This is a genomic window from Pelagibacterium sp., from assembly GCF_048264985.1.
In the GTDB taxonomy this organism is placed as follows: Bacteria; Pseudomonadota; Alphaproteobacteria; order Rhizobiales; family Devosiaceae; genus Pelagibacterium.
In genome coordinates, this window is sequence record NZ_JBLXCL010000002.1 from 85674 (window position 1) to 106056 (window position 20383).

Annotated in this window: 21 protein-coding genes, 1 tRNA gene and 1 other annotated feature; of the genes, 13 read left to right on the forward strand and 9 right to left on the reverse strand. The window is 57.6% G+C overall.

The genetic code is table 11. The features are described from left to right. Nucleotides 1–2 precede the first annotated feature (2 nt). Both ACN0TA_RS09725 and ACN0TA_RS09730 read right to left on the reverse strand, forming a co-directional pair. A complete protein-coding gene (locus ACN0TA_RS09725) occupies nt 3–1487 on the reverse strand; it encodes a SulP family inorganic anion transporter (protein WP_417582292.1) in 1485 nt (494 codons plus the stop codon). Between the two features lie 75 nt (nt 1488–1562). Continuing rightward, nucleotides 1563–1618 (reverse strand) — a sequence feature (sul1 is cis-regulatory element that is thought to sense ions involved in sulfur or methionine metabolism; They are found in Alphaproteobacteria). 73 nt (nt 1619–1691) lie between these two features. Next, nucleotides 1692–2018, reverse strand: coding sequence for a DUF6949 family protein (locus ACN0TA_RS09730; protein ID WP_417582294.1), 327 nt, complete (start codon nt 2016–2018; stop codon nt 1692–1694). A gap of 102 nt (nt 2019–2120) precedes the next feature. Here ACN0TA_RS09730 and ACN0TA_RS09735 point away from each other — a divergent pair, with 102 nt between their 5' ends. Then, a complete protein-coding gene (locus tag ACN0TA_RS09735) occupies nt 2121–2807 on the forward strand; it encodes a hypothetical protein (RefSeq protein WP_417582296.1) in 687 nt (228 codons plus the stop codon). Between the two features lie 91 nt (nt 2808–2898). Here the strand turns inward: ACN0TA_RS09735 and ACN0TA_RS09740 are convergent, their stop codons facing one another. From ACN0TA_RS09740 to ACN0TA_RS09750, 3 genes are all read right to left on the reverse strand, one after another. Continuing rightward, on the reverse strand, nt 2899–3117 hold the full coding sequence (locus ACN0TA_RS09740) for a DUF3126 family protein (protein ID WP_014130940.1): 219 nt from the start codon (nt 3115–3117) through the stop codon (nt 2899–2901). 151 nt (nt 3118–3268) lie between these two features. Continuing rightward, a complete protein-coding gene (gene cysE, locus ACN0TA_RS09745; RefSeq protein ID WP_417582298.1) occupies nt 3269–4090 on the reverse strand; it encodes a serine O-acetyltransferase in 822 nt (273 codons plus the stop codon). Between the two features lie 95 nt (nt 4091–4185). Further along, a complete protein-coding gene (locus tag ACN0TA_RS09750) occupies nt 4186–4944 on the reverse strand; it encodes an alpha/beta fold hydrolase (RefSeq protein WP_417582300.1) in 759 nt (252 codons plus the stop codon). Between the two features lie 145 nt (nt 4945–5089). Between ACN0TA_RS09750 and ACN0TA_RS09755 the strand changes: the two genes are divergently transcribed. The 3 genes from ACN0TA_RS09755 to ACN0TA_RS09765 all read left to right on the forward strand — a co-directional run bounded on the left by ACN0TA_RS09755 (nt 5090) and on the right by ACN0TA_RS09765 (nt 8009). Then, nucleotides 5090–5335: a zinc-finger domain-containing protein gene (locus ACN0TA_RS09755; RefSeq protein ID WP_417582302.1), complete on the forward strand. Its 246-nt coding sequence runs from the start codon at nt 5090–5092 to the stop codon at nt 5333–5335. A gap of 15 nt (nt 5336–5350) precedes the next feature. Continuing rightward, complete coding sequence (locus ACN0TA_RS09760; RefSeq protein WP_417582304.1) at nt 5351–6541, forward strand: FAD-dependent monooxygenase; 1191 nt, start codon at nt 5351–5353, stop codon at nt 6539–6541. A 91-nt stretch (nt 6542–6632) separates the two neighbouring features. Beyond that, the gene (locus ACN0TA_RS09765; protein WP_417582306.1) at nt 6633–8009 is read left to right on the forward strand and encodes a TCR/Tet family MFS transporter; all 1377 of its coding nucleotides are present in this window, start codon (nt 6633–6635) and stop codon (nt 8007–8009) included. A gap of 24 nt (nt 8010–8033) precedes the next feature. On the opposite strand, the gene gndA is transcribed toward ACN0TA_RS09765, so the two are convergent. Beyond that, nucleotides 8034–9446 (reverse strand): NADP-dependent phosphogluconate dehydrogenase, encoded by a 1413-nt coding sequence (gndA, locus tag ACN0TA_RS09770; RefSeq protein WP_417582308.1) that lies wholly within the window; start codon nt 9444–9446, stop codon nt 8034–8036. A gap of 196 nt (nt 9447–9642) precedes the next feature. Here gndA and ACN0TA_RS09775 point away from each other — a divergent pair, with 196 nt between their 5' ends. Further along, nucleotides 9643–10158 carry a gluconokinase gene (locus ACN0TA_RS09775; protein ID WP_417582310.1) on the forward strand — a complete coding sequence of 172 codons (516 nt, stop codon included), beginning with the start codon at nt 9643–9645 and terminating at the stop codon, nt 10156–10158. On the opposite strand, the gene ACN0TA_RS09780 is transcribed toward ACN0TA_RS09775, so the two are convergent. Next, nucleotides 10151–11044, reverse strand: coding sequence for a TraB/GumN family protein (locus tag ACN0TA_RS09780; RefSeq protein WP_417582312.1), 894 nt, complete (start codon nt 11042–11044; stop codon nt 10151–10153). The genes ACN0TA_RS09775 and ACN0TA_RS09780 overlap by 8 nt on opposite strands. A 133-nt stretch (nt 11045–11177) precedes the next feature. Between ACN0TA_RS09780 and ACN0TA_RS09785 the strand changes: the two genes are divergently transcribed. The 4 genes from ACN0TA_RS09785 to ACN0TA_RS09800 all read left to right on the forward strand — a co-directional run bounded on the left by ACN0TA_RS09785 (nt 11178) and on the right by ACN0TA_RS09800 (nt 17884). After that, nucleotides 11178–13007: a sensor histidine kinase gene (locus tag ACN0TA_RS09785; protein WP_417583051.1), complete on the forward strand. Its 1830-nt coding sequence runs from the start codon at nt 11178–11180 to the stop codon at nt 13005–13007. Next, nucleotides 13004–14371, forward strand: a complete 1368-nt coding sequence (locus ACN0TA_RS09790; protein ID WP_417582314.1) for a sigma-54-dependent transcriptional regulator — start codon at nt 13004–13006, stop codon at nt 14369–14371. Before ACN0TA_RS09785 ends, ACN0TA_RS09790 begins: the two co-directional genes overlap by 4 nt. A gap of 225 nt (nt 14372–14596) precedes the next feature. After that, complete coding sequence (locus ACN0TA_RS09795; protein WP_417582316.1) at nt 14597–15574, forward strand: TAXI family TRAP transporter solute-binding subunit; 978 nt, start codon at nt 14597–14599, stop codon at nt 15572–15574. A gap of 129 nt (nt 15575–15703) precedes the next feature. After that, nucleotides 15704–17884 carry a TRAP transporter permease gene (locus tag ACN0TA_RS09800; RefSeq protein WP_417582318.1) on the forward strand — a complete coding sequence of 727 codons (2181 nt, stop codon included), beginning with the start codon at nt 15704–15706 and terminating at the stop codon, nt 17882–17884. A gap of 72 nt (nt 17885–17956) precedes the next feature. Here ACN0TA_RS09800 and ACN0TA_RS09805 read toward each other — a convergent pair whose 3' ends face one another. Further along, nucleotides 17957–18130, reverse strand: coding sequence for a CsbD family protein (locus ACN0TA_RS09805; RefSeq protein ID WP_417582320.1), 174 nt, complete (start codon nt 18128–18130; stop codon nt 17957–17959). 230 nt (nt 18131–18360) lie between these two features. Here ACN0TA_RS09805 and ACN0TA_RS09810 point away from each other — a divergent pair, with 230 nt between their 5' ends. The 4 genes from ACN0TA_RS09810 (at nt 18361) to ACN0TA_RS09825 (ending at nt 20216) form a co-directional block, all read left to right on the forward strand. Next, nucleotides 18361–18672, forward strand: a complete 312-nt coding sequence (locus ACN0TA_RS09810) for a hypothetical protein (protein WP_417582322.1) — start codon at nt 18361–18363, stop codon at nt 18670–18672. 301 nt (nt 18673–18973) lie between these two features. Beyond that, nucleotides 18974–19276, forward strand: a complete 303-nt coding sequence (locus ACN0TA_RS09815; protein WP_417582324.1) for a hypothetical protein — start codon at nt 18974–18976, stop codon at nt 19274–19276. A gap of 158 nt (nt 19277–19434) precedes the next feature. Further along, nucleotides 19435–19857 carry a hypothetical protein gene (locus tag ACN0TA_RS09820; protein WP_417582326.1) on the forward strand — a complete coding sequence of 141 codons (423 nt, stop codon included), beginning with the start codon at nt 19435–19437 and terminating at the stop codon, nt 19855–19857. A gap of 221 nt (nt 19858–20078) precedes the next feature. Next, on the forward strand, nt 20079–20216 hold the full coding sequence (locus ACN0TA_RS09825; RefSeq protein WP_417582328.1) for a hypothetical protein: 138 nt from the start codon (nt 20079–20081) through the stop codon (nt 20214–20216). A gap of 70 nt (nt 20217–20286) precedes the next feature. On the opposite strand, the gene ACN0TA_RS09830 is transcribed toward ACN0TA_RS09825, so the two are convergent. After that, nucleotides 20287–20372, reverse strand: a tRNA-Leu gene (locus ACN0TA_RS09830). Nucleotides 20373–20383 lie beyond the last annotated feature (11 nt).

Sequence of the window (20383 nt, forward strand, 5' to 3'; positions counted from 1 at the left end):
CCCTAATGCGCCATCAGCTTGTCGGTAGAGCCTGGCTTGTCATGCTCGGCCAGTTGATCGACGATTGTTTCACTCGCCGCATTCAAGCCGATGATCTCGACTGTCGCACCCTCCCGGCGGAACTTGAGCACTGCCATATCCAATGCCGCGACGCTGGAAATGTCCCATATATGGGCTTGGCTGACATCGATGGTAACGGTTTCAAGCACCTCTTTGAAATTGAAGGCTGCCATGAAATCGTCAGCCGAAGCAAAGAACAACTGCCCCTCCACTATATAGGTGCGGTGCCGCCCATCTTCGGAAATTTCCGAGCGCACGTGAAAGAGCTGTGCAATCTTCCAGGCAAAGAAAATGCCCGAAAGCAGCACGCCGACCAGAACGCCGATGGCCAAATTGTGGGTGTAGACCACGCTTACGACAGTCGCCAGCATGACAATCGAGGATGAGCGCGGGTGCGTACGCAAATTCAGGATCGATGACCATGAGAACGTCCCGATGGACACCATGATCATAATGGCCACAAGTGCTGGCATTGGAATGCGCGCCACGAGGTCGCCGAGAACGACGATCATGAACAGCAACAGCACACCGGCAGCAAAGCATGATAGCCGCCCGCGTCCGCCCGATTTCACGTTGATCACCGATTGCCCGATCATGGCGCAGCCCGCCATGCCGCCCAAAAACCCTGTGACCGTGTTGGCCAGCCCCTGCCCTATACACTCCTGATTCTTGTCCGATGGCGTGTCGGTAAGCTCATCGACGATCTGCGCCGTCATCAGGGATTCGAGTAGCCCAACGACAGCAACCGCAGCCGAATAGGGCAGAATTATCATAAGCGTGTCGAGGTTTAGCGGAATATTTGGAATCAAGAACACAGGCAGCGTCGAGGGCAGTTCGCCCATATCGCCAACGGTCCGCACATCGAACCCGAACGCCAAGCTTACAACAGTCAGGACCACAATGCACACCAGAGGCGACGGCACCGCCCGCGTGAGGCGGGGAAACAGGTAGATGATGGCGAGCCCCGCGGCCACCATGACATAGGTCAGTCCCGAGACACCGATGAGTTCAGGCAATTGGGCCATAAAGATCAGGATGGCCAATGCGTTGACGAAACCAGTCATGACCGAACGCGATACGAACCGCATGAGATTACCCAGCTTGAGCATCCCCATGCCGATCTGCAGCAAACCGGCCAGAACAGTGGCAGCGAGCAAATACTCCAGCCCGTGCTCGCGCACCAGGGTCACCATCAGAACGGCCGTCGCGGCGGTGGCCGCCGAGATCATACCCGGACGCCCTCCGGCGATGGCGGTAATCACTGCAATGGAAAACGATGCATACAGTCCGATCTTCGGGTCGACACCCGCAATGATCGAGAACGCGATGGCTTCAGGAATAAGCGCGAGAGCAACGACTAGGCCGGCAAGAAGATCGCCGCGCACATTGTCGAACCACTGCGCGCGATAGGCGGTCAATGAAATCATGTATTTTCCGATTGTTTTGAGAACCAAACCCGCGGAGCAAGGCGCTCCGGTCCAGAAGTGCTGGAATCTTGATTTAGTTGTCCGGCGGATCGGCGGCCGGAAGAGCCACCCGGATTTGCACCGGGTCCAGGGTTTATGAGAACCGTATGACCGAAAACGGCGTCCGAGCGCAAGCCATTACTGCCATGCGCAGGGTGCACACCGTTAGGCAGCGACCTTAAGAACGGAAATATAGGTGCCCACGACCATCATCCCCGTAACGAAGCTCCAGCCAAACGCAATCACTGCAGCCAGTAGCACGTTTACGGTCGACGCCCTCCCGTCGGCATCCGCCCGCAATCCCATGCGCAGCATCATGTAGGGCCCGCAAACAAACATCACGAACAGATTGATCAGGCTGTCCATCGCATTGGCGCCCTCGACCCGAAACTCGGCAACCTTGCGCGCAAGCTGCTGATAGAGATGCGTGCCTGTCCCGGCAACACTCATCCCCACGGCGATTAGAAACAACGCCAGAATTAGATGCGTCACGCTTTCCTCCACTTCCGAACAGCGCAATGCCGAATTTTACTATTTGTTAAGCATAAGTGGCCTCAAACTCGATGTCATCGCTCACACGCATCTATGGTTAATGTGAACAGCCTGCCCGCCACACCCCACAAAGCCCATTCTGGCCGCACTGCGGGGTCGGCAATCTATGCTGTCGCGATCTTGGGATTATTCGTGGCCATTGCCGGACTTGGGGCCGCATACGGGTTGCGTAGCTGGTTTGAAGCGCAAGCCCATAATCATGCGACGCCGGAGCTGACGACCAGTCACATCATCACGATCGGCGCCCAGCGCTATGTCATGCCCGCCGCGCTTCTCTCCGAATCCAGCCAGCGCCGTGACGGGTTTTCAGATCGGATGGATTTTACCATCGCTCTTCCGCTCGGCACAGGCGATACCCTGAGCGAAGTTGCCATTACCATTATGCCGCGCGGCCGCATGCGCACCAGCGCTGCCCTGCTTGATAGTGTTTATCTGCACCAATTCTCCGGCACACAGCTTTCAGGCGTTCAGGGCCTTGTGGGGAAACCTCTCGATAGCGACGCTGGAACCGCAGGAGAGACTGTCTGGTACGACCCTCTCAATGCCAACCCCTTCGTTGCCAAATGCATGACCCCTATCGCCATGACGATCGGCGACAAGACCTGCATGCGCGTTCTATCGCTTGCCGATCGCAACACTGCCATCGTTACCTTCAATCCTGTAGTCTTGGACAACTGGCGCCGTTTCGATACCCATATCGAAGCTGCCCTTGCGCCTCTGCGCAAATAGCTGGCCGCAAGCGCGATAACCTCAGGGTGGAATGCAAAAAGGCTCCCCCGCAGGAGAGCCTTTCCAAAAGACTGAACTCGATTTTGGCGTATTAGCTGACTTCGTCCAAGTCGATATCGAGAATCGAAATCTGGACCATGTATGAGCGCTCCCCCTCGTCTTCATCGAGATAGATCAGCCCGATGAACTCATCGCCCAGATAAAGTTCAACCGAATCGTCCTGCTTGGGGCGGGGACGCACATCGATCGAGCGGTTGCCGAACTTGTGTTGCAGGTATTTCTGCAGCTTGATGATTTCTTCGTGCTTCACAAAAAGTCTCCATTGCGCGCTGTCGCACGGCCAAACCATTGTCGGCCGCCGAGGGCGCTATCGATTACAATCGTTTCGAGGTCGGCGCGACTTTAGTCATCATGCGCCGGAACGCAACAACGGGGATGATTTTTCCCCGTTGGGCACGCTGTTAGTCGCGGGATACCATGACGATCTGGTCCATGCGTGTCGCCGGTTGGGTGCAACCGGCCTCGCCGACCACCTTGGCTGGCACACCGGCGACGGTGGTGCGCGCTGGCACTTCCTTGAGAACAACGGACCCAGCCGCAATACGCGAGCATTCGCCAATCTTGATGTTACCCAAAATTTTGGCGCCAGCCCCGATCAGCACACCATTGCCGATTTTGGGATGCCGGTCCTGATCGGCCTTTCCCGTACCGCCGAGCGTGACAGAGTGCAGGATCGAAACGTGATCGCCGATGACAGCGGTTTCGCCGACAACAAATCCAGTAGCGTGATCGAGCATGATGCCCTTGCCGATGCGCGCAGCGGGGTTGATGTCCGTCTGGAATACCTGGCTCGACCGGCTTTGGAGATAAAGCGCGAAATCGCGTCTGCCCGTGTTCCAAAGCGCATGAGCAAAGCGATGGGTCTGGATAGATTGAAAGCCCTTGAAAAACAGGAACGGCTCGACCGCACGATGGCAGGCCGGATCGCGTTCGAGCGTCGCGGCCAGATCGGCGCGCGCTGAAGCCGGGATCTCGGGATGAGCTTCCAGAATTTCTTCAAATGCCTGTCGGATAAGATCGGCAGGAACATCGGAATGATCGAGGCGCGCTGCAAGCCTGTGGGCGAGCGCTGATTCAAAGCTCGAATGATTCAGAACACTCGAAATCGCCAATTGCGTAAGAAAAGGCTCGTCGACGCAAATGCGTTCAGCCTCTGCCGTCATCGCATCCCATATGGGATCGACGGCCTTGATATTGCCGGGCTTCTTGACGCTCGAAGACATGATCTTCTCCGCATTGGCTTTATTCAGGCTGCCACATATAGGCGACCCGATTGTCTCAAACAAAAGGTTCTGAGGCAAATTCGTTCACTTTTGCCTTATGCGCTGTAGACTCGCGCCAGAAAATCGACAGCCCCGCGCTTGAATTGCGGGTCTCCGGTAGCCCGCATGTGATCGCGCCGCTCGATGGTCAAAGCTTCACCTTGCGGCATGAGATCGGCCAACGCCGCGGGATCGCCACCGACATCGTCATCGCTGCCAACTGCCACCAGAACCGGCACATCGATAGTGGCCACCAGATCCTCGGATAACGGTGTGCGTGAACCCGCCATACAGGCCGAAAGCGCTTTGAGATCACTTTTTGTGTGTTCGGCAAAGATGCGAAACTGTCTGCCCGTCTTGTGGGTCACTTCGGCCAAGGTTGGCGCGTTGAGGCCGGCGATGATCTCGTCGCTGTCGAGCATGGGCCTGACCATGTTGCCACCAAGCCCCCCGAAAATCGCGCAGGCCACTTTTTGCGGGTTCTGGATACATACGAACGCGCTGATCCGAGCGCCCATCGAATATCCAATGAGCGCCGCCTCTTCAAATCCGAGATGGTCGATGAGATTGGCAACATCCCGAGCCATGTCCGGCGCGCCGTAAACCGAAGGATCGTAGATTTTTTCCGAGGCACCATGGCCGCGATTGTCGAGCGTGATGACCTGATAACCTGCCTCGGTCAAAACATCGACCCAGCCGGTCGCCACCCAATTTACATTGCCATTCGAGGCAAAGCCGTGAACAGCGATTATGGGCCGCCCTTCGCCATGCACCTGGTAGGCAAGAGCAAAACCTTCGGATTGAAAAACCGGCATAAGGGATTCTTTCGACTCGTCGATTTGCTCACTCTTAGCAAGCCACGCGGGGCCCGCCAACCGCACCAACATCGCTCTGGCCATCACCGGCCCAAATCGGTATGTTCCGCCGAAATCGAAACAAGCCCAGCCGGATGGTCGTCTCATGGCACAGCACGGAACCCCTCACTTTCACAATTCCGAAGGCCTTGACCGGATCGAGATCGGCGCCAAGGAATTCCAGTGCGTCGGCGCAAATCCGCCTTTCGATCACCCTCACGTCTTTCTTGATATGGGCCACGATGTCGAGATCGTCTGCCCCTACTGCTCGACGCTTTACGCCTTCAGCCCAACCCTGCCCCATGGCGCTGCCAACCCGCCAGGAGCGGTTTTCGAGGTAGAGCGCGCCTGACCCGCGTTCGGCTCGGTGAACGCCCCTCGGACAATCTATATCGCCGGCGCAGGCATTGCGGGGCTGACACTCGCCTTGGGCCTGGCAAAGTTCGGACTGCGGGTTGTCGTACTTGAGCGCAACGCGTCGGTCTCCGAGTATGGCGCTGGCTTGCAGATCAGTGCCAACGCCCGAAAAGTGCTCGACAATCTCGGGCTTTCACAAGCAATTGCTGCGCGCAGCTTTGCCCCAGAAGGCATAGACATCTTCCCCGACGCTCGCCCAGCCCCGCTACAAACGCTAACGCTGGGCCGGGCGATCAAGTCCCGCTTCGGCGCGCCATATGCCGTGATGCACCGCGCAGATCTTGTTGAGATACTTCACGGTGCAGCCCGACGCTTCGCCAACATCGACATTGTCTTTTCCGTTGCCGATTTCACGCTCGACAGATCGGGCAGCACGCTTGAAGTCAGCGCTAAGGAGCCTGACGGGAAAACGCGCAAGGCACGCCCCTTCGCCTTTGTCGGTGCCGATGGCGTGCGCTCGGTGACCCGGACGCATCATCTCGACGGCCCCGATGCACGTTATACCGGAAAGGTCGCTTGGCGCGCCCTTGTGCCACCCGAAGCGCTATCCGGTGTACTTAACCTCAATCGCACCACTCTGCTGCTCAATCCCAATTTTCACCTTGTGGCCTACCCGTTACCGTATCGGAATACTGTCAATCTCGCCTTATTCACGCACGAAAGCGAGAGCGACCTTTCTGTCCTCGACCAGCGCGCTCCGCGCATAAAGTCGCGCAATGACAAGCGCTTGGCCAGTATTCTGGACTCAGTTGGCGAGGCCTGGACCCCGTGGGTATTATCAGGCGTCCAGACACCTGTCTGGCACCAGGGCGCTGTCGGATTGATCGGCGACGCCGCTCACGCGATGGTGCCGTTTCAGGCGCAAGGGGCCGCAATGGCAATAGAGGACGCCGCTGTGCTTGCGCCGCTGCTCGCCGCCTCCCCAAGTGCCGAACATGCATTTTCGCGTTTTGCCGCTCTGCGCCAGGCTCGGATCAAGCGGGTCCAGGATGTTTCAGCCAGCAACGGAAAGATATTTCACATGCGTTGGCCGTTTTCGATGGCTCGCAACACAGTCATAAGGGTTGAAGGTCCAGAAGGCCATTTCAAGCGCTTGGCCTGGATCTATGGTTACGATGCCATTCAAACCGGGGAGAGTTGATCGCATAAAGGGGAACTGACCCGTTGGTTCTTGCCTTTCCCCCCGCCGATATGCCAACTGATCCCTTGTCCAAAGGTCGCAGCAGAATCTTATGCGCGTTAATCCCCAGTCCAAGCTGACACTCGTTTTCATCCTTCTCACAGTGTTTCTCGACATCGTGGGCCTGGGCATAATTCTACCGGTACTTCCGGGACTGATCGTCGAGCTCTCACACGAGGGGATGACCGATGCCGCCAAGATCGGCGGCTATCTGATCTTCGTTTACGCGTCGATGCAGTTCATTTTCTCGCCCATTTTGGGCAATTTGTCGGACCGCTGGGGACGACGACCCATCCTATTGCTTTCTCTGGTCGGCCTTTCGATCGACTACCTGATCATGGCCTGGGCACCCACGCTGGTCTGGTTGTTTGTCGGTCGCGTGCTCTCGGGCATTTGCGGAGCGGCCATGGGGACAGCAACTGCCTATGTCGCCGACATTACACCGAGGGAAAAGCGGTCGCAGCGCTTCGGCCTTATCGGCGCGGCCTTTGGGCTTGGCTTTATCGTTGGCCCTGTCATCGGTGGCGAGCTTGGCGAGTTCGGTCCCCGCGCGCCGTTCTACCTCGCTTCGGCTCTGGCAGCGGCAAACGTGGTGTTCGGCTTTTTCGTTCTGCCGGAAAGCCTGTCCAAATTTCGCCGTCGTCGCTTCAACTGGAAGCGCGCAAATCCCTTCGGGGCGCTCTGGGCCTTCCGCAACACACCGGTGATCTTTGTATTGCTCGGAGCGGTGTTCCTGTTCTCGCTGGCCGGGCAAACCTACCCTAATGTCTGGAACTTCTTTACAATCGAAGAATTCGATTGGGGGCCGTCACAGGTTGGTCGCTCACTGGCAGTTTTCGGTATCCTGTTCGCGCTCAGCCAAGCGCTGCTTGTAGGATTTTCGACCCGCCATCTGGGTGTCACCGCGACTGTCATTATCGGCCTGTCGCTGGCCATAGTCGCCTTTATTGGCGTGTCGATGATCCACACTGAACTTGGCCTTTGGACATTCCTGGTTATCGGCGCTTTTTCGGGCATAGCGGCGCCTGCCCTTACCGGACTGTTGGCGAACAATGCGCGGTCCAATCAGCAAGGTGAGTTGCAAGGGGCCGTCAACGCCTCCAATTCGCTGACCGCGATCATAGCGCCTCTGGCTGCTACGCAAATGTTTTCGTTTTTCACGACCAATGAATTACGCCCGGTTACCTTTCCTGGCGCGCCATTCTTTGCAGCCGGATTCATTGTCGCTGGCGCGATGGCGCTGTTCATCTATGCCGCCATCAAATTCGACCTTTCGCACCGTCCCTACGACGAAGCCCGCGAAAAACCTCGCTATCCGCAGCCGAGCGGTCAGGCGGTCAACCCGCCCGACACCGAAGTGCCTGAGGATGAAGATGGAAACGATGAGGACGGTAGCGAGGCAGGCGCGTCCCAAACCGCAAACAAGTAAGGCCGGGTTGCCCCGGCCTCTTGTCTACTTGCCGATCAGGCTCGGCCATTTGTGATGAAAATCACCGTCTTGGCCCAACCGCTTGAACCCGTGGGCACCGAAGAAATCCCGCTGGCCCTGGGTAAGGTTTGTGGTGCCCCTCGCCTGCCGGTAGGCATCGAAATAGGCAAGAGCCGATGACAGGCAAGGTGCAGGCAGTTCGTTTATTGCACAGGTGGCAACCACCGCACGCAGAGCGCCATTGCTGTCTTTCATCAAGTCGACGAAAGCAGGCTGGGTGAGAAGATTGGCTGCCCCGCCGCTATCGAATGCCTGGGAAATCTGATCGAGAAAACGCGAACGAATGATACAGCCGGCCCGCCAGATCTTGGCGATGGTGGCCAAAGGCAGGTTCCACCCGTTCTCCTCTGACGCCTTTGCCATAACGGCAAAGCCCTGCGCGTAGGCAGCGATCTTGCCTGCAAGGAGCGCTTTTTCCAGAGCTTCGAGCGAAATCGTGGCGTTGCCCTTCACCCCCGCACCATAGATTTCCTCACCGCGGACACGCTCGTCTTTCATTGCAGAAATTGAACGGGCCGCCACAGCACCTTCAATGGTCGTCGCCGATATGCCCAGATTGAGCGCCTCGATCGCCGACCAGCGGCCAGTGCCTTTCTGTCCCGCGGCATCGAGGATCACCTCAACCAGCGGTTTGCCGGAGACGTCATCGGCTGCGCTGAGCACGTGACCGGTAATTTCGATCAGATAGCTGTCGAGCGGTCCGTCATTCCATGTCTTGAAGACATCCGCGCATTCCTGCGGGGTCATGCCCAAGCCATCGCGCATGATGCCATAGACTTCGGCAATCATCTGCATGTCGGCATATTCGATGCCATTATGGATGGTCTTGACGAAATGACCGGCGCCACCGGTTCCCAGATAGGCGCAGCACGCCTCGCCGTTGAACTTGGCAGAAATCGCAGTGAGCACGGCCTCGGCATTGTCCCACTGGGCTTCCGAACCGCCGACCATGATCGAAGGACCATGGCGCGCCCCCTCTTCACCGCCCGACACCCCGATACCCAAAAACCCGATCCCCGTGCCATCGAGCTCTGAAAAACGCCGCACGGTATCGTGGTAATTGGCGTTGCCGGCGTCGATGATAACGTCACCCTCGTTCAGCAACGGCTTGAGTTCAGCGATTACCTGATCGACCGGATCGCCGGCCTTGACCATGATGATGACTGAGCGTGGCCGCTTGAGCATGGAGATAAAGGTCGCGAGTTCACCACTACCCATGACGTTGGACTTGAGGTCTCCGGCATTGTCCAGAAACGCATCCACCTTGTCTGCCGTGCGATTGTAAACGGCGATCTTGTAGCCGTTGTCGGCAATATTGAGGGCGAGATTCTCACCCATCACCCCGAGCCCGACCAGACCGATATCTGCCTCTTCCATGCACAAAGCCTCTCAACTTTAGTTTTATGGCCTTTGTCTCTAGCCCCCGATGCGTGTTGGGGCAAGTTATGCTGGTAGCCTCAGATGCAACGATTGCCTCTATTGTCACCCCTATGCATCAATTCAGGCGCCCGATTGCAGCGCAGGCCGGACCGTGGCAGTTAAGAGAGCCAAAGCCATCAGCCCACGGATCGCCATGACTTTACCAGCCCAGTCCCGTCTCATTGTCGTCATGGGTGTGTCGGGATCCGGCAAATCCACGATTGGCGAACAACTTGCTGACCGGCTCGAAATCCCGTTTATCGATGCCGATAACCTTCATCCCAGGACAAATGTCGAAAAGATGCGCGGCGGCACGCCGCTGCAGGATAGCGACCGCTGGCCGTGGCTCGAAATCGTCGCCGATGCGATGCGCAACACGGCAGACACAAACGGACGCGTGGTGTGCGCCTGTTCAGCTCTGCGCAAATCATATCGCGATTGCCTGAGAGACCGCGCGCAAGAGCCGATCGTTTTTGTTCTCCTTCATGGAGAAAAGGCGATCATTGCCGAACGCCAGGCCAACCGGCCCGGCCATTTCATGCCCGCCGCGCTGCTCGATAGCCAGTTCGCCACCCTCGAGCCCTTCGAAGATGACGAGAATGGCATTACAATCGACGTCGCGCTGTCGATTGAAGACATCGTAGAGAAAGCCGTATTGGCCCTCAGCTAGGCTCCTCACCTAGCCTTTCGACAGCATAGCCGCGCGACTCAAGGATTTCGGGGATGGAATCTGGACCGACGTAGTGGCCTAGCCCAACTGCAACAAGAGCAGTACCCTTGCCGGCTAGAATCTCCTCAATGCCGTCGACGAAACCGTGATTGCGTTCGACAAACAGCACCTCGTAGAACCCTTCAAGTTCTTCAGCGATCTGAGCGGTTTCCGATTCCAGCGTCGCCAGATCGCCGTCGATCCAGCTTTCAAGTTCACCGACAAGCTCGGATTTGGCGTCTTCATATTCGATGATGGTCTGACGCAACACATCAAGCTGCACCTCCTCTTCCATCCCCGACAGGGTCTCAAACTGCGCCTCAAATGTCTCAAACCCCATGACGGGAGTTCCCATCTCGTCGGCGCGTTCCTTGATGTGCATGTCGATCCCGCCTTGGGGGTCGAAACCCGCCTCGACAAGCATCAACGACGATATTTGGAGATAGGCATACCAGGGCCGCACCTCATCAAAAATGTCGAAGGGCACGCCGTGATCGTCAAGAATGGTTTCCAGTCCCGCCAACTCCTCTTGGTTGAGCAGGGATGAGAGGGGACGGTCGGGCGACATACCCGATTCCATAATGAGGCTAAACAGGTTCTCCGGAGGTTCGAAGCTGTCGAGTTCGAGCCAGACCTCATCGGCCAGCGACAAAATTTCGGTCAGTTCCGGGCTTTCCCATTCAACACCATCGCGCATCATGTGCACGGTGCCGATCATGTAGATCTTCGAATTCTCGTCTTCGACGACCCAGATCGGCGGTTCGGGTGTCTGGGCGGCAAGCGGGGCGGCCACCGTTCCAACCAGCACTCCGGCAGCGAGCCTCAATGTCCAATGCCCAAACGCCATTTTCATTCCTTCCAATCTGAAAACAGAATGGAGAGAACCCCCATCCCAAGAAATTGTTTCGAAAACCTCATGTCACCACTATTATGGCTCCATGACCCTCGCTCAAACCATTAGCGCACCGCTCCACCGGCCCATGCAGCGGCGCTGGATCGTCGCTGCGGGTTTTGCATTGGCCGCTATGGCCGCAGTCGCCTTGTGGGGTAGCGGATACGCCAATCGGTTCTACTTTGATGAAGCCCATGCACGCGGCAACAATACCCTGCGTCTCGCCGTCGCCGTATTGCGCGGCCACATGGAGCGGTACGAGAGTCTGCCCAAGGTCATAGCTGATTTTGATGACATCAAGGCCGTAATCGACAATCCCGGTGATGAAGCACTTGTCGAAGACGTCAACGCCTACCTCAAGCAGATCAATGCACAGTTTGAATCGTCCGACATCTACGTGATGGGAGAGGATGGGACGACCATCGTAGCGTCCAATTATGACAGCGAAGCGCCCTTCATTGGCGAGAATTTTCGCTATCGTCCCTATTTCTATGACGCGATCGATGGTGGCGAGGGACGGTTCTTCGGTCTGGGCACGACCTCGTTCAAGCGTGGCTATTATTTCGGCGCGCCCGTCCTGGTCAATGGCGTTTTCAAGGGGGTCGTCGCGGTCAAGGTCGATGTCGATTCGATCGAAGAAACATGGAAGGGCGGCGATTACCTGATCGTTGTGACCGATCCCGAAGGCATAATCTTCATGTCGAGCCGACCCGATCTCCTTTACAATTCCATGCTCCCGCTCACCGCAGCCAGACTGGCTCGCACCGATGAAACGCGCCGCTATGCAAATGCCGAGCTTGCCGAAATGCCGTTCAGTGAGACCGGCGACTCGCGCCATCGCCTTATCAGCATCAAGCGCGAGGCGACTGCCAGCGAATACCTGGTGGTCTCTGAATCCATGCCCGAGGCTGATTGGACTGTAAGTGTCATGCTCGACACAGCGTCAGCCCGTGCGCAGGCATTGACCACAACGATCATCGCGCTGCTCGCCATTGCACTGGGAACTCTGGCCGGCGCCGTATACGCCCAACGCCGGGCACGCCTGCGCGAACGCATGCATCTTCAGCGCGAAGCCAAGGAAATGCTGGAGCGCCGTGTCGCAGAGCGCACCACCGAGTTGGCCAGCCTCAACATAAAGCTTGAAGAGGAAGTGGCCGAACGTCGGGTGACCGAGCAGATGCTGCGCAAAACCCAGTCCGACCTCGTCCAGGCCGGAAAGCTTGCCGCCCTTGGGCAGATGTCCGCTGCCTTATCGCACGAATTCAACCAACCCTTGTCCGCGGCGCGCAATTACGCCGATAACGCCCTTGTCCTGATTGAGCGTGGACGGATCGAAGATGCGCGCGCCAATGTGGGACGCATATCGGGCCTTATTGACCGTATGAATTCCATATCGCGCCATCTGCGCAATTTCGCGCGCAAGCCCAATCAGAAACTAACCAACGTGCCGCTCGACATGGTCATTGGCGATACCGTCGAACTGATCAATTGGCGGGTCAAATCGGCAGGTGTGGACCTTACGATCGACATTGAGGATGGTCCGCTTGCTGTCATTGGCGGCCCGGTCCGACTCCAGCAGGTTCTGGTCAATATCCTCACCAACGCCATTGATGCCGCCGAGACCGGCTCTGACCGTCGCATCGAACTCAGTGCGCGGCGTACGGCCAAGCGCGTCACAATCACTGTCCGCGATCAGGGGCCCGGCATCGCACCTGGCCTGGCCCGACGAATTTTCGATCCTTTCTTTTCCACCAAAGGCGTCGGCAAGGGACTCGGCCTGGGTCTGTCGATCTCCTACAATATCATCAAGGATTTCGGCGGCGAGCTGCGCGTGGAAAATCATCCGGACGGCGGCGCACTTTTCACCATAGAATTACAGCACGTCGAATCCGAAACCACCACGGAAGCTGCGCAATGAGCGGCGAGAAAATCATTCTTGTCGATGACGAGAACGAACTGCGCCATTCGACAGCCCAGGCTCTCGAACTGGCCGGATTTGAAGTCATCGATTTCGCATCGGCAGAACAGGCTACCCATTTCGCCGGCTTCGGGTTTAAGGGCATTGTCATAACTGACATTCGCATGCCCGGTCTCGACGGCCTGACCTTGATGAACAAGCTTCACGACCTAGACCGTGACATCCCCGTCATATTGATTACCGGCCATGGTGACGTCCAGTTGGCGGTTCGCGCCATGCGCGAAGGCGCCTATGACTTTATCGAAAAGCCATTCGTCACCAGCCAACTTGCCGAAATTGCCGCCCGCGCCCTCGAATACCGCAAACTTGTACTCGAAAACCGCGTTTTGCGCGCCGCGGCGGGACAGAGCGACGATCTCGAACAGCGACTTCTAGGTCGCTCTAACGCCATGATCGAGTTGCGACGCAAATTGCGCACCATCGGTCCGACCGATACTGATGTGCTGATCGTCGGCGATACGGGTTCAGGCAAAGAGGTCACTGCCCGCGCATTGCACGATTTGTCCCACCGGTCGAACAAGCCTTACATTGCCATCAATTGCGCGGCGCTTCCGGCCAATCTCATTGAGAGTGAGCTGTTTGGCCATGAGATCGGCGCATTCCCCGGCGCTATGCGCGCCCGCTTCGGCAAGTTCGAGCTTGCGCAAGGCGGCACCATACTTCTCGACGAAATCGGCTCGATGCCGATGGATGTCCAGGGCAAGCTCTTGCGGGTTATTCAGGACCGCACGATAACGCGGCTCGGATCCAACGACAGTTTGCCGCTCGATGTCCGCTTTGTCGCGACATCAAAAACCCCGCTCGAAGCCAACGTGGCGCAGGGCAGCTTTAGGGCTGATCTGCTGTACAGGCTAAACGTGATAACGCTCGAAATACCACCGCTTTCCGAACGCCGCGAGGATATCCCCCTGCTGTTCATGCAGCTTCTGACCGAAGCTGCTGCACGGTATAGGCGAGACCCGGCATCGGTCTCACCCCAGGTACTGACGGCGCTCAGTGAACGGCATTGGCCAGGAAATGTGCGCGAATTGCGCAACGCCGCTGACCGCTACATTCTCGATCTGGGGCTGCCATTTATCGAAACAACTGCAGAAGCCGAGGCCGAGGACGGCGATTCCAGGCTTGCCGATAGGGTTGCAGATTTCGAGCGCAGCGTAATCGAGAGTGCGCTCATCGCCTACGCCGGCAGCCTAAAGCCCGTCTATGAAACGCTCGGGCTGTCGCGCAAGTCACTCTACGAAAAGATGCAGAAATATGGATTGGAGCGCAGCCGCTACCTGCCCAGCGAGGCCGAAGCAGACTGATACGGCTGGGATATGTGGGGGATTCCACACACCGGACGAGCCTAATGTTACCGTTTCCACCCATCCACTTGCGAAAATATGAAAAAACTATGACCGGCGCCTGATGGACGCTTGCGCAGCGGCGGCCGTTACGTCCCTCATGGCAGGACCGCCGGGCGATGCGGAGGACGTTACGCGCCCGGTGAGGAAACGACCCAACGAGGTAAACCCCACGGGAGGAACGCAATGCGTTTTACCACTCTTGCCGCTTTCGCGGCAGCGACTCTGCTTGCCGCATCACCGGCCATCGCACAGGATGACCGCGCTGATTGGCCCGCAAGCATGACAATCGGCACTGCCAGCCAGGGCGGTACCTACTTCATATATGGCACAGGGCTTGGTGGTCTGATCACTCAGGAACTCGGCATCAACGCTTCAGGCGAAGTGACCGGTGGCCCCGTCCAGAACTCGACATTGATCGAAACTGGCGATCACATCATGGGCCTTGTCACCATGGGCCCCGCCTATGAAGCCTGGACCGGTGTTTCCGAGCTTGCACCCGGCGTCGAACACAAGAGCCTGCGCGCTCTGTTCCCGATGTACCAGACACCGTTCCAAGTCGTCACACTGGCGTCGTCGGGCATTGAATCGGTTGCCGATTTTGACGGCAAACGCGTTTCGGTCGGCCCCGCTGGCGGCACTGCGGCCACCTATTGGCCGCGCTATTTCGAAATCCTCGGCGTCTCGCCGGAGATCAGCTATTCGGGCGCCAATGATGCTGTCAGCCAGGTCAAGGACGGCCTGATCGACGCCTTCGCATTTGCCGCCGGCGTGCCGATTGCAGCCTTCGCCCAGATCGCTGCTGAGAATGACGTCAAGATCTTCGGCTTCACCGAAGAACAGCGGGGCCTGATCCTGACGGAAATGCCCGAAATGGCTGCGTTCGATGCACCGGGCGGTCTCTATGAAGGCTTCCCTGATGAAAGCCCGACGGTTGCGATGTGGAACTTCGCCATCGCAAGCGACACCATGCCTGAAAGCTTGGCCTATGAAATCACCAAGCTGGTGATGGAGAACACTGAGCGCATGGTGCAAATCCACTCAGCAGCTGCTGAAACGACCCTCGAAAACATCGACAAGAACACGTTCATGCCGTTCCATCCTGGCGCTGTTCGTTACTACGACGAAGTCGGTATCGAGATCCCCGACGAGCTGCGCGGCTAACGCCAGCCGTCTGAAAGGCAATCGTGGCGGATGACGGTATTTACCGCCGTCCGCCTGTTTGCAGGAAACCCAATTCAAGCGCATACGCGCGCTGTCCGGGGCTCGAGCGGCCCTCGGGAGGAAAATACAATGTCTCAGGACAATTCCGCCCCGGCAAACGATGCCGGTCCGATGATCGCACAGGGCACCGATGAGGAGCCCCTCGCCACCAACCAGCGCAGCCTTGCAGGCAAGATTGGTCTGGCGGTCACGATAATGGCTATCGCCTACACGGTCTTCCACATCTACGTGATGAACGTTTCTCCGCTTGAACCATGGACCTATCGCATGGTTCACGTGACGGGTGGTCTGTTCATCGGCTTCCTCACCTATTCGGCACTGACCCTCAATCCTGACGCACCCATCGTGGCCGGCAACCGCAGTCCGCTCGAGTGGGCATTGGTTGCCGTTGCCGCAGTCGGCATCCTCTACGGCGCGGCCATGGTCGCCTACGCTTGGGCCGGTCGTTGGTTCGACTTCGCACCCTTGCCCGACGCATTTGTGTTCAGCACTTACGGTCTACCGCTATTGATCGGCACGATTGCCGCGGTCGCCGCGGGCTGGCTGTTTTCCGATCGCAACCGCGAGCGAGTTCATCCTGCCGATTGGCTGCTGGGCATCGCTGCAATTGCGATGTTCGGATACATCATTTTCAACGTCGGCGCCCTGCGCTTGCGCGCCGGAACGGGCATGGCCCAAACTGCCGATTTCTATGCAGCCCTTGTCGGCGTAATCCTGATTCTTGAATTGACCCGCCGTGTCGCTGGTCTCGCGCTGGTCATCATTGCCGGCGTATTCATCGCATACTCATTCGTTGGCCCATGGCTTCCAGGCTTTCTGACCCATCGCGGCTACACAGCTGAACGCTTCTTCACCTACATCTTCACCGATCAGGGCATTCTGGGCGATCCGATTGCGGTTTCCTCGACTTACATCATCCTGTTCATCGTCTTCGCCGCTTTTCTGCAGGCTTCCCGCGTCGGCGATTACTTCGTCAACTTCGCCTTTGCCGCAGCCGGCAATCTGCGTGGTGGGCCGGCCAAAGTTGCGGTTTTCGCCTCGGGCCTGATGGGTATGATCAACGGCACCTCAGCAGGCAATGTCGTGGCGACCGGCTCGCTGACGATCCCGCTGATGAAAAAGGTGGGATATCCGGCAAAGAGCGCAGCGGCAATTGAAGCTACAGCGTCCTCGGGTGGCCAGATCCTGCCCCCGATCATGGGCGCCGGCGCCTTCATCATGGCCGAAGTAACCGGCATTCCCTACACCGAAATCGTTGTCGCCGCGATTATCCCTGCCCTGCTCTATTTTGTGTCGGTCTATTTCATGATCGATCTGCAGGCCACGAAGCTCGGCATGAAGGGCCTGTCTAAATCCGAACTCCCCAAATTCAGGGTACTCGCCAAACAGGCATTTTTGTTCCTGCCAATAATTATCCTGATCTACACCCTGTTCGCCGGCTATTCGGTGATCCGCGCCGGCACAGTGGCCATGGCCTCAGCAGCCGTCGTGTCCTGGCTCACTCCCTATCGCATGGGCCCGGTTGCCGTTCTCAAGGCGCTCGAACTCGGGGCCAAAATGAGCATCCAGCTCGTGGCGGTCTGTGCTGCGGCCGGCATCATCGTGGGCGTTATTGCGCTCACCGGCGTTGGTGCACGCTTCTCCTCGCTGCTGCTGGGAATTGCTGAACAGAACCAGCTTGTCGCTTTGTTCTTTGCGATGTGCATCTCGATCATCCTGGGCATGGGCATGCCCACCACAGCGGCTTACGCTGTCGCTGCCGCGGTTGTCGCTCCGGGTCTGATCCAACTCGGCATACCGGTCCTCGTCGCTCACTTCTTTGTCTTCTACTATGCTGTGATGTCGGCGATCACCCCGCCAGTGGCGCTTGCCGCCTATGCTGGCGCGGGACTTTCCGGATCCGACCCGATGAAGACATCGGTAGAAGCCTTCAAGATCGGGCTTGCTGCCTTCATTGTGCCGTTCATGTTCTTTTACAGCCACGAACTGCTCATGCAGGGCGAGTGGATCGACATTGCCCGCGTTGTGGCAACTGCCTTGCTTGGCATGTACCTGCTCTCGGCTTCGGTTCAGGGATACTACTTCGGACATATCGGCATCATTTTGCGGACTGTTCTGCTTATAGCAGCGCTCTCGATGATCGAAGGTACCTGGTACACCGATCTCTTCGGCCTTGCCGTCGCCATCGGCCTGTTCTTCTACCAGAAGCGCTTCGTGACACCCCGAACTTTGGCCAAAGGCGCCGATTGACCGCTGCCAGGCGCAAAAAACATAAGGGCCGCCCCCAACCGGGGCGGCCCTTTCTATACACGTCGATGTCAATCAGCCTTTGCTGACTGCATCCTTCACCTTGCCGGACCTTTGCTGGATATTGCCTTTAGCCTTATCCATCTTGCCTTCGGCCTGAAGCTTCTTGTTATCGGTGCCCTTGCCCACCGCGTCCTTGATTGCTCCTTTAGCCTTGTTGCCAGCCCCTTTGATTTCATCCTTGTGCATTTCACACCTTGGTCAAGCGCCAGCATGATTGCTGCGTGCCTGTAAATACGGTGCACTCCGCCTGGTTCCGCCCGCCCGATCACAAGTATCATTCGACACAATTTTATCGATCCTCGAAGCCGAGCATTTACCGCGTTTCCAATCCGAGCGCAGATGACGACTGTTGTTTACCGTCTGGGCGCTCGGCAGGTGTAGCGTGGCCCGATTACGGCACTACTGGGGGACCGATCATGAAAATGCTGACCCGAAACGAACTGGCACTCATGCTCGTCTGGGCCTTCCGCGATCAGAAAGTAGAGTCCGCGCCAAACCCGCACGCCGATGCCCTGACGCTCTATTGCAATGTCATGGCACTACCCGTTGCGGAGGCGGCAACACTGGTGTCCCATGCGCGCGAGGGTCAAGTACCATCCTCCGATCCCATAGCACTGGCGCGCTGGACACGCGGTCTTATGCTGCTGCGTGAAATGCTCGCGCAACCCATGTGCTCACTGACCATATCTGAGCCTCAAGTGGTGACCCGGACGGACGTCGCAGCATAACCAGTAAGGCAAGCCGACACTGGCATGCCCAAATTGATCGACTGGAAAAGGACCGGACCTCCCGAATCTCGGCGGCTATGGCTCCAATTTCGTGATCGTGATCTCGCCATAGTCCGCACGTGCGGACACAAAATATTCTCATAAATTCCGCGGCGTGGCCTTTTCGACGTCCAATCCTCGCCACCCCTACCGCTCACATTGTGTTCACGGTTTCGCGATCAGCGAGATCGGCGATCGGCCTCCGCCGTTCGATCTTGAAAGAAGGGTACTCAACGTACCAAACCACATGGAGCACAACCCCATGAACAAGACAGTTCTTTCCCTTGCCGCCCTTATTGGCCTTTCAGCTACAGGCGGTGCATTCGCACAAACTCTCGACTTTGGATCCCTCGATGCGAATGGGGACGGCGTCATCAGCATGGAAGAGTTGCAGGCTGCAATTCCCGACCTTACTCCGGAAAGCTTCGCCATGCTCGACACTGACACGGATGGCGCGTTGTCGGCTGAAGAATTCGCCGCCTTGATGCCAGCGACCGAAGCGCCGGCCAATACTATGGAAGCCCCGGCCACCGATAGCCCAATGGCCGCGCCTGCGGCCCAATAGACCAGGAGCTTTCCGGAGTGCTCCCCCCTGGCAATCCGGTATCTCCATAAAGACCTCCTCCGGGTCGACCGTTCCGCTCTCGCGGGACGGTCGATTTTGTGTAAGAGGGAGAACAACCCAAGCCACGAGGCGTTGGGCGAGTTAAGACGAGGTCGATTATGAAACGCAATCTGTTTGCAATCTGTGCTTTGACACTAACAGCCTCACTCGCCGCATGTGCCGATAGCGATGGCTCCGGGGCTGGCGAAGACGCAAACTCACCATCGGTACAGACTGCCCCATCTCCCGAGCCTGCCCCCTTCTATGTCGGCCAATGGGCTGCCGATCGGACATGGTGCAGTGACCAGAGCGAAGGGTTCCCTGTCACCATCACCGAAACCGCCTTCGAGGGCAGAGAACATATCTGCGAAATGACGGACATCGAGGCGACGCCCGAAGGCGGCGCAACGGCGCAACTCTCATGCCAGTTCGAAGGCATGACCTCGCTCGAACCGATTGTTTTCGCTCAGGCAGGGGACCAGATTGCGATAGTTTGGCCAGATCGCGACGAGGAGGCGACAGTGTTCTCGCGCTGCGAATAGGGGCATGGAAACCCAAGCGAAAGCGATCTGATCGAAGCGCTTGAGAACGCCACTGCTCTCACAAGGCGCTGACGGGCCGCGATACATCTTGCCTTGCGTGATCGGCTGCTCTAACTGTTTCCATTCCTTCGATCTTCGCCGATCGAGGGCTTGGCCCGGTCGGAGATACCACCTCCTGGCCCGGTCATTCATTTCGGCGATATTGCACAAGAGCACGCCAAATGAATTTCAAACTCCCCGACCATGCTGACCGTCGCAAAACCTCGATCGAGGCAAAACGCGCCCTGCTCGATAAGATCAAGACCAATCAGAAGGCCCACACGGCAACGCAATCTGCCGATAAGAAGACAGCAAAATAGTCTCTCTGCCAACGCCCGAACACTTCGCCACGCTCAACCAGCGCGGCGAATTATCGTTAGTGAAAATTATTGGTGCGGGCGGCGGGACTCGAACCCGCACGGAGATACCTCCTCAGGATTTTAAGTCCTGTGTGTCTACCATTCCACCACGCCCGCAAGGCGCTGAT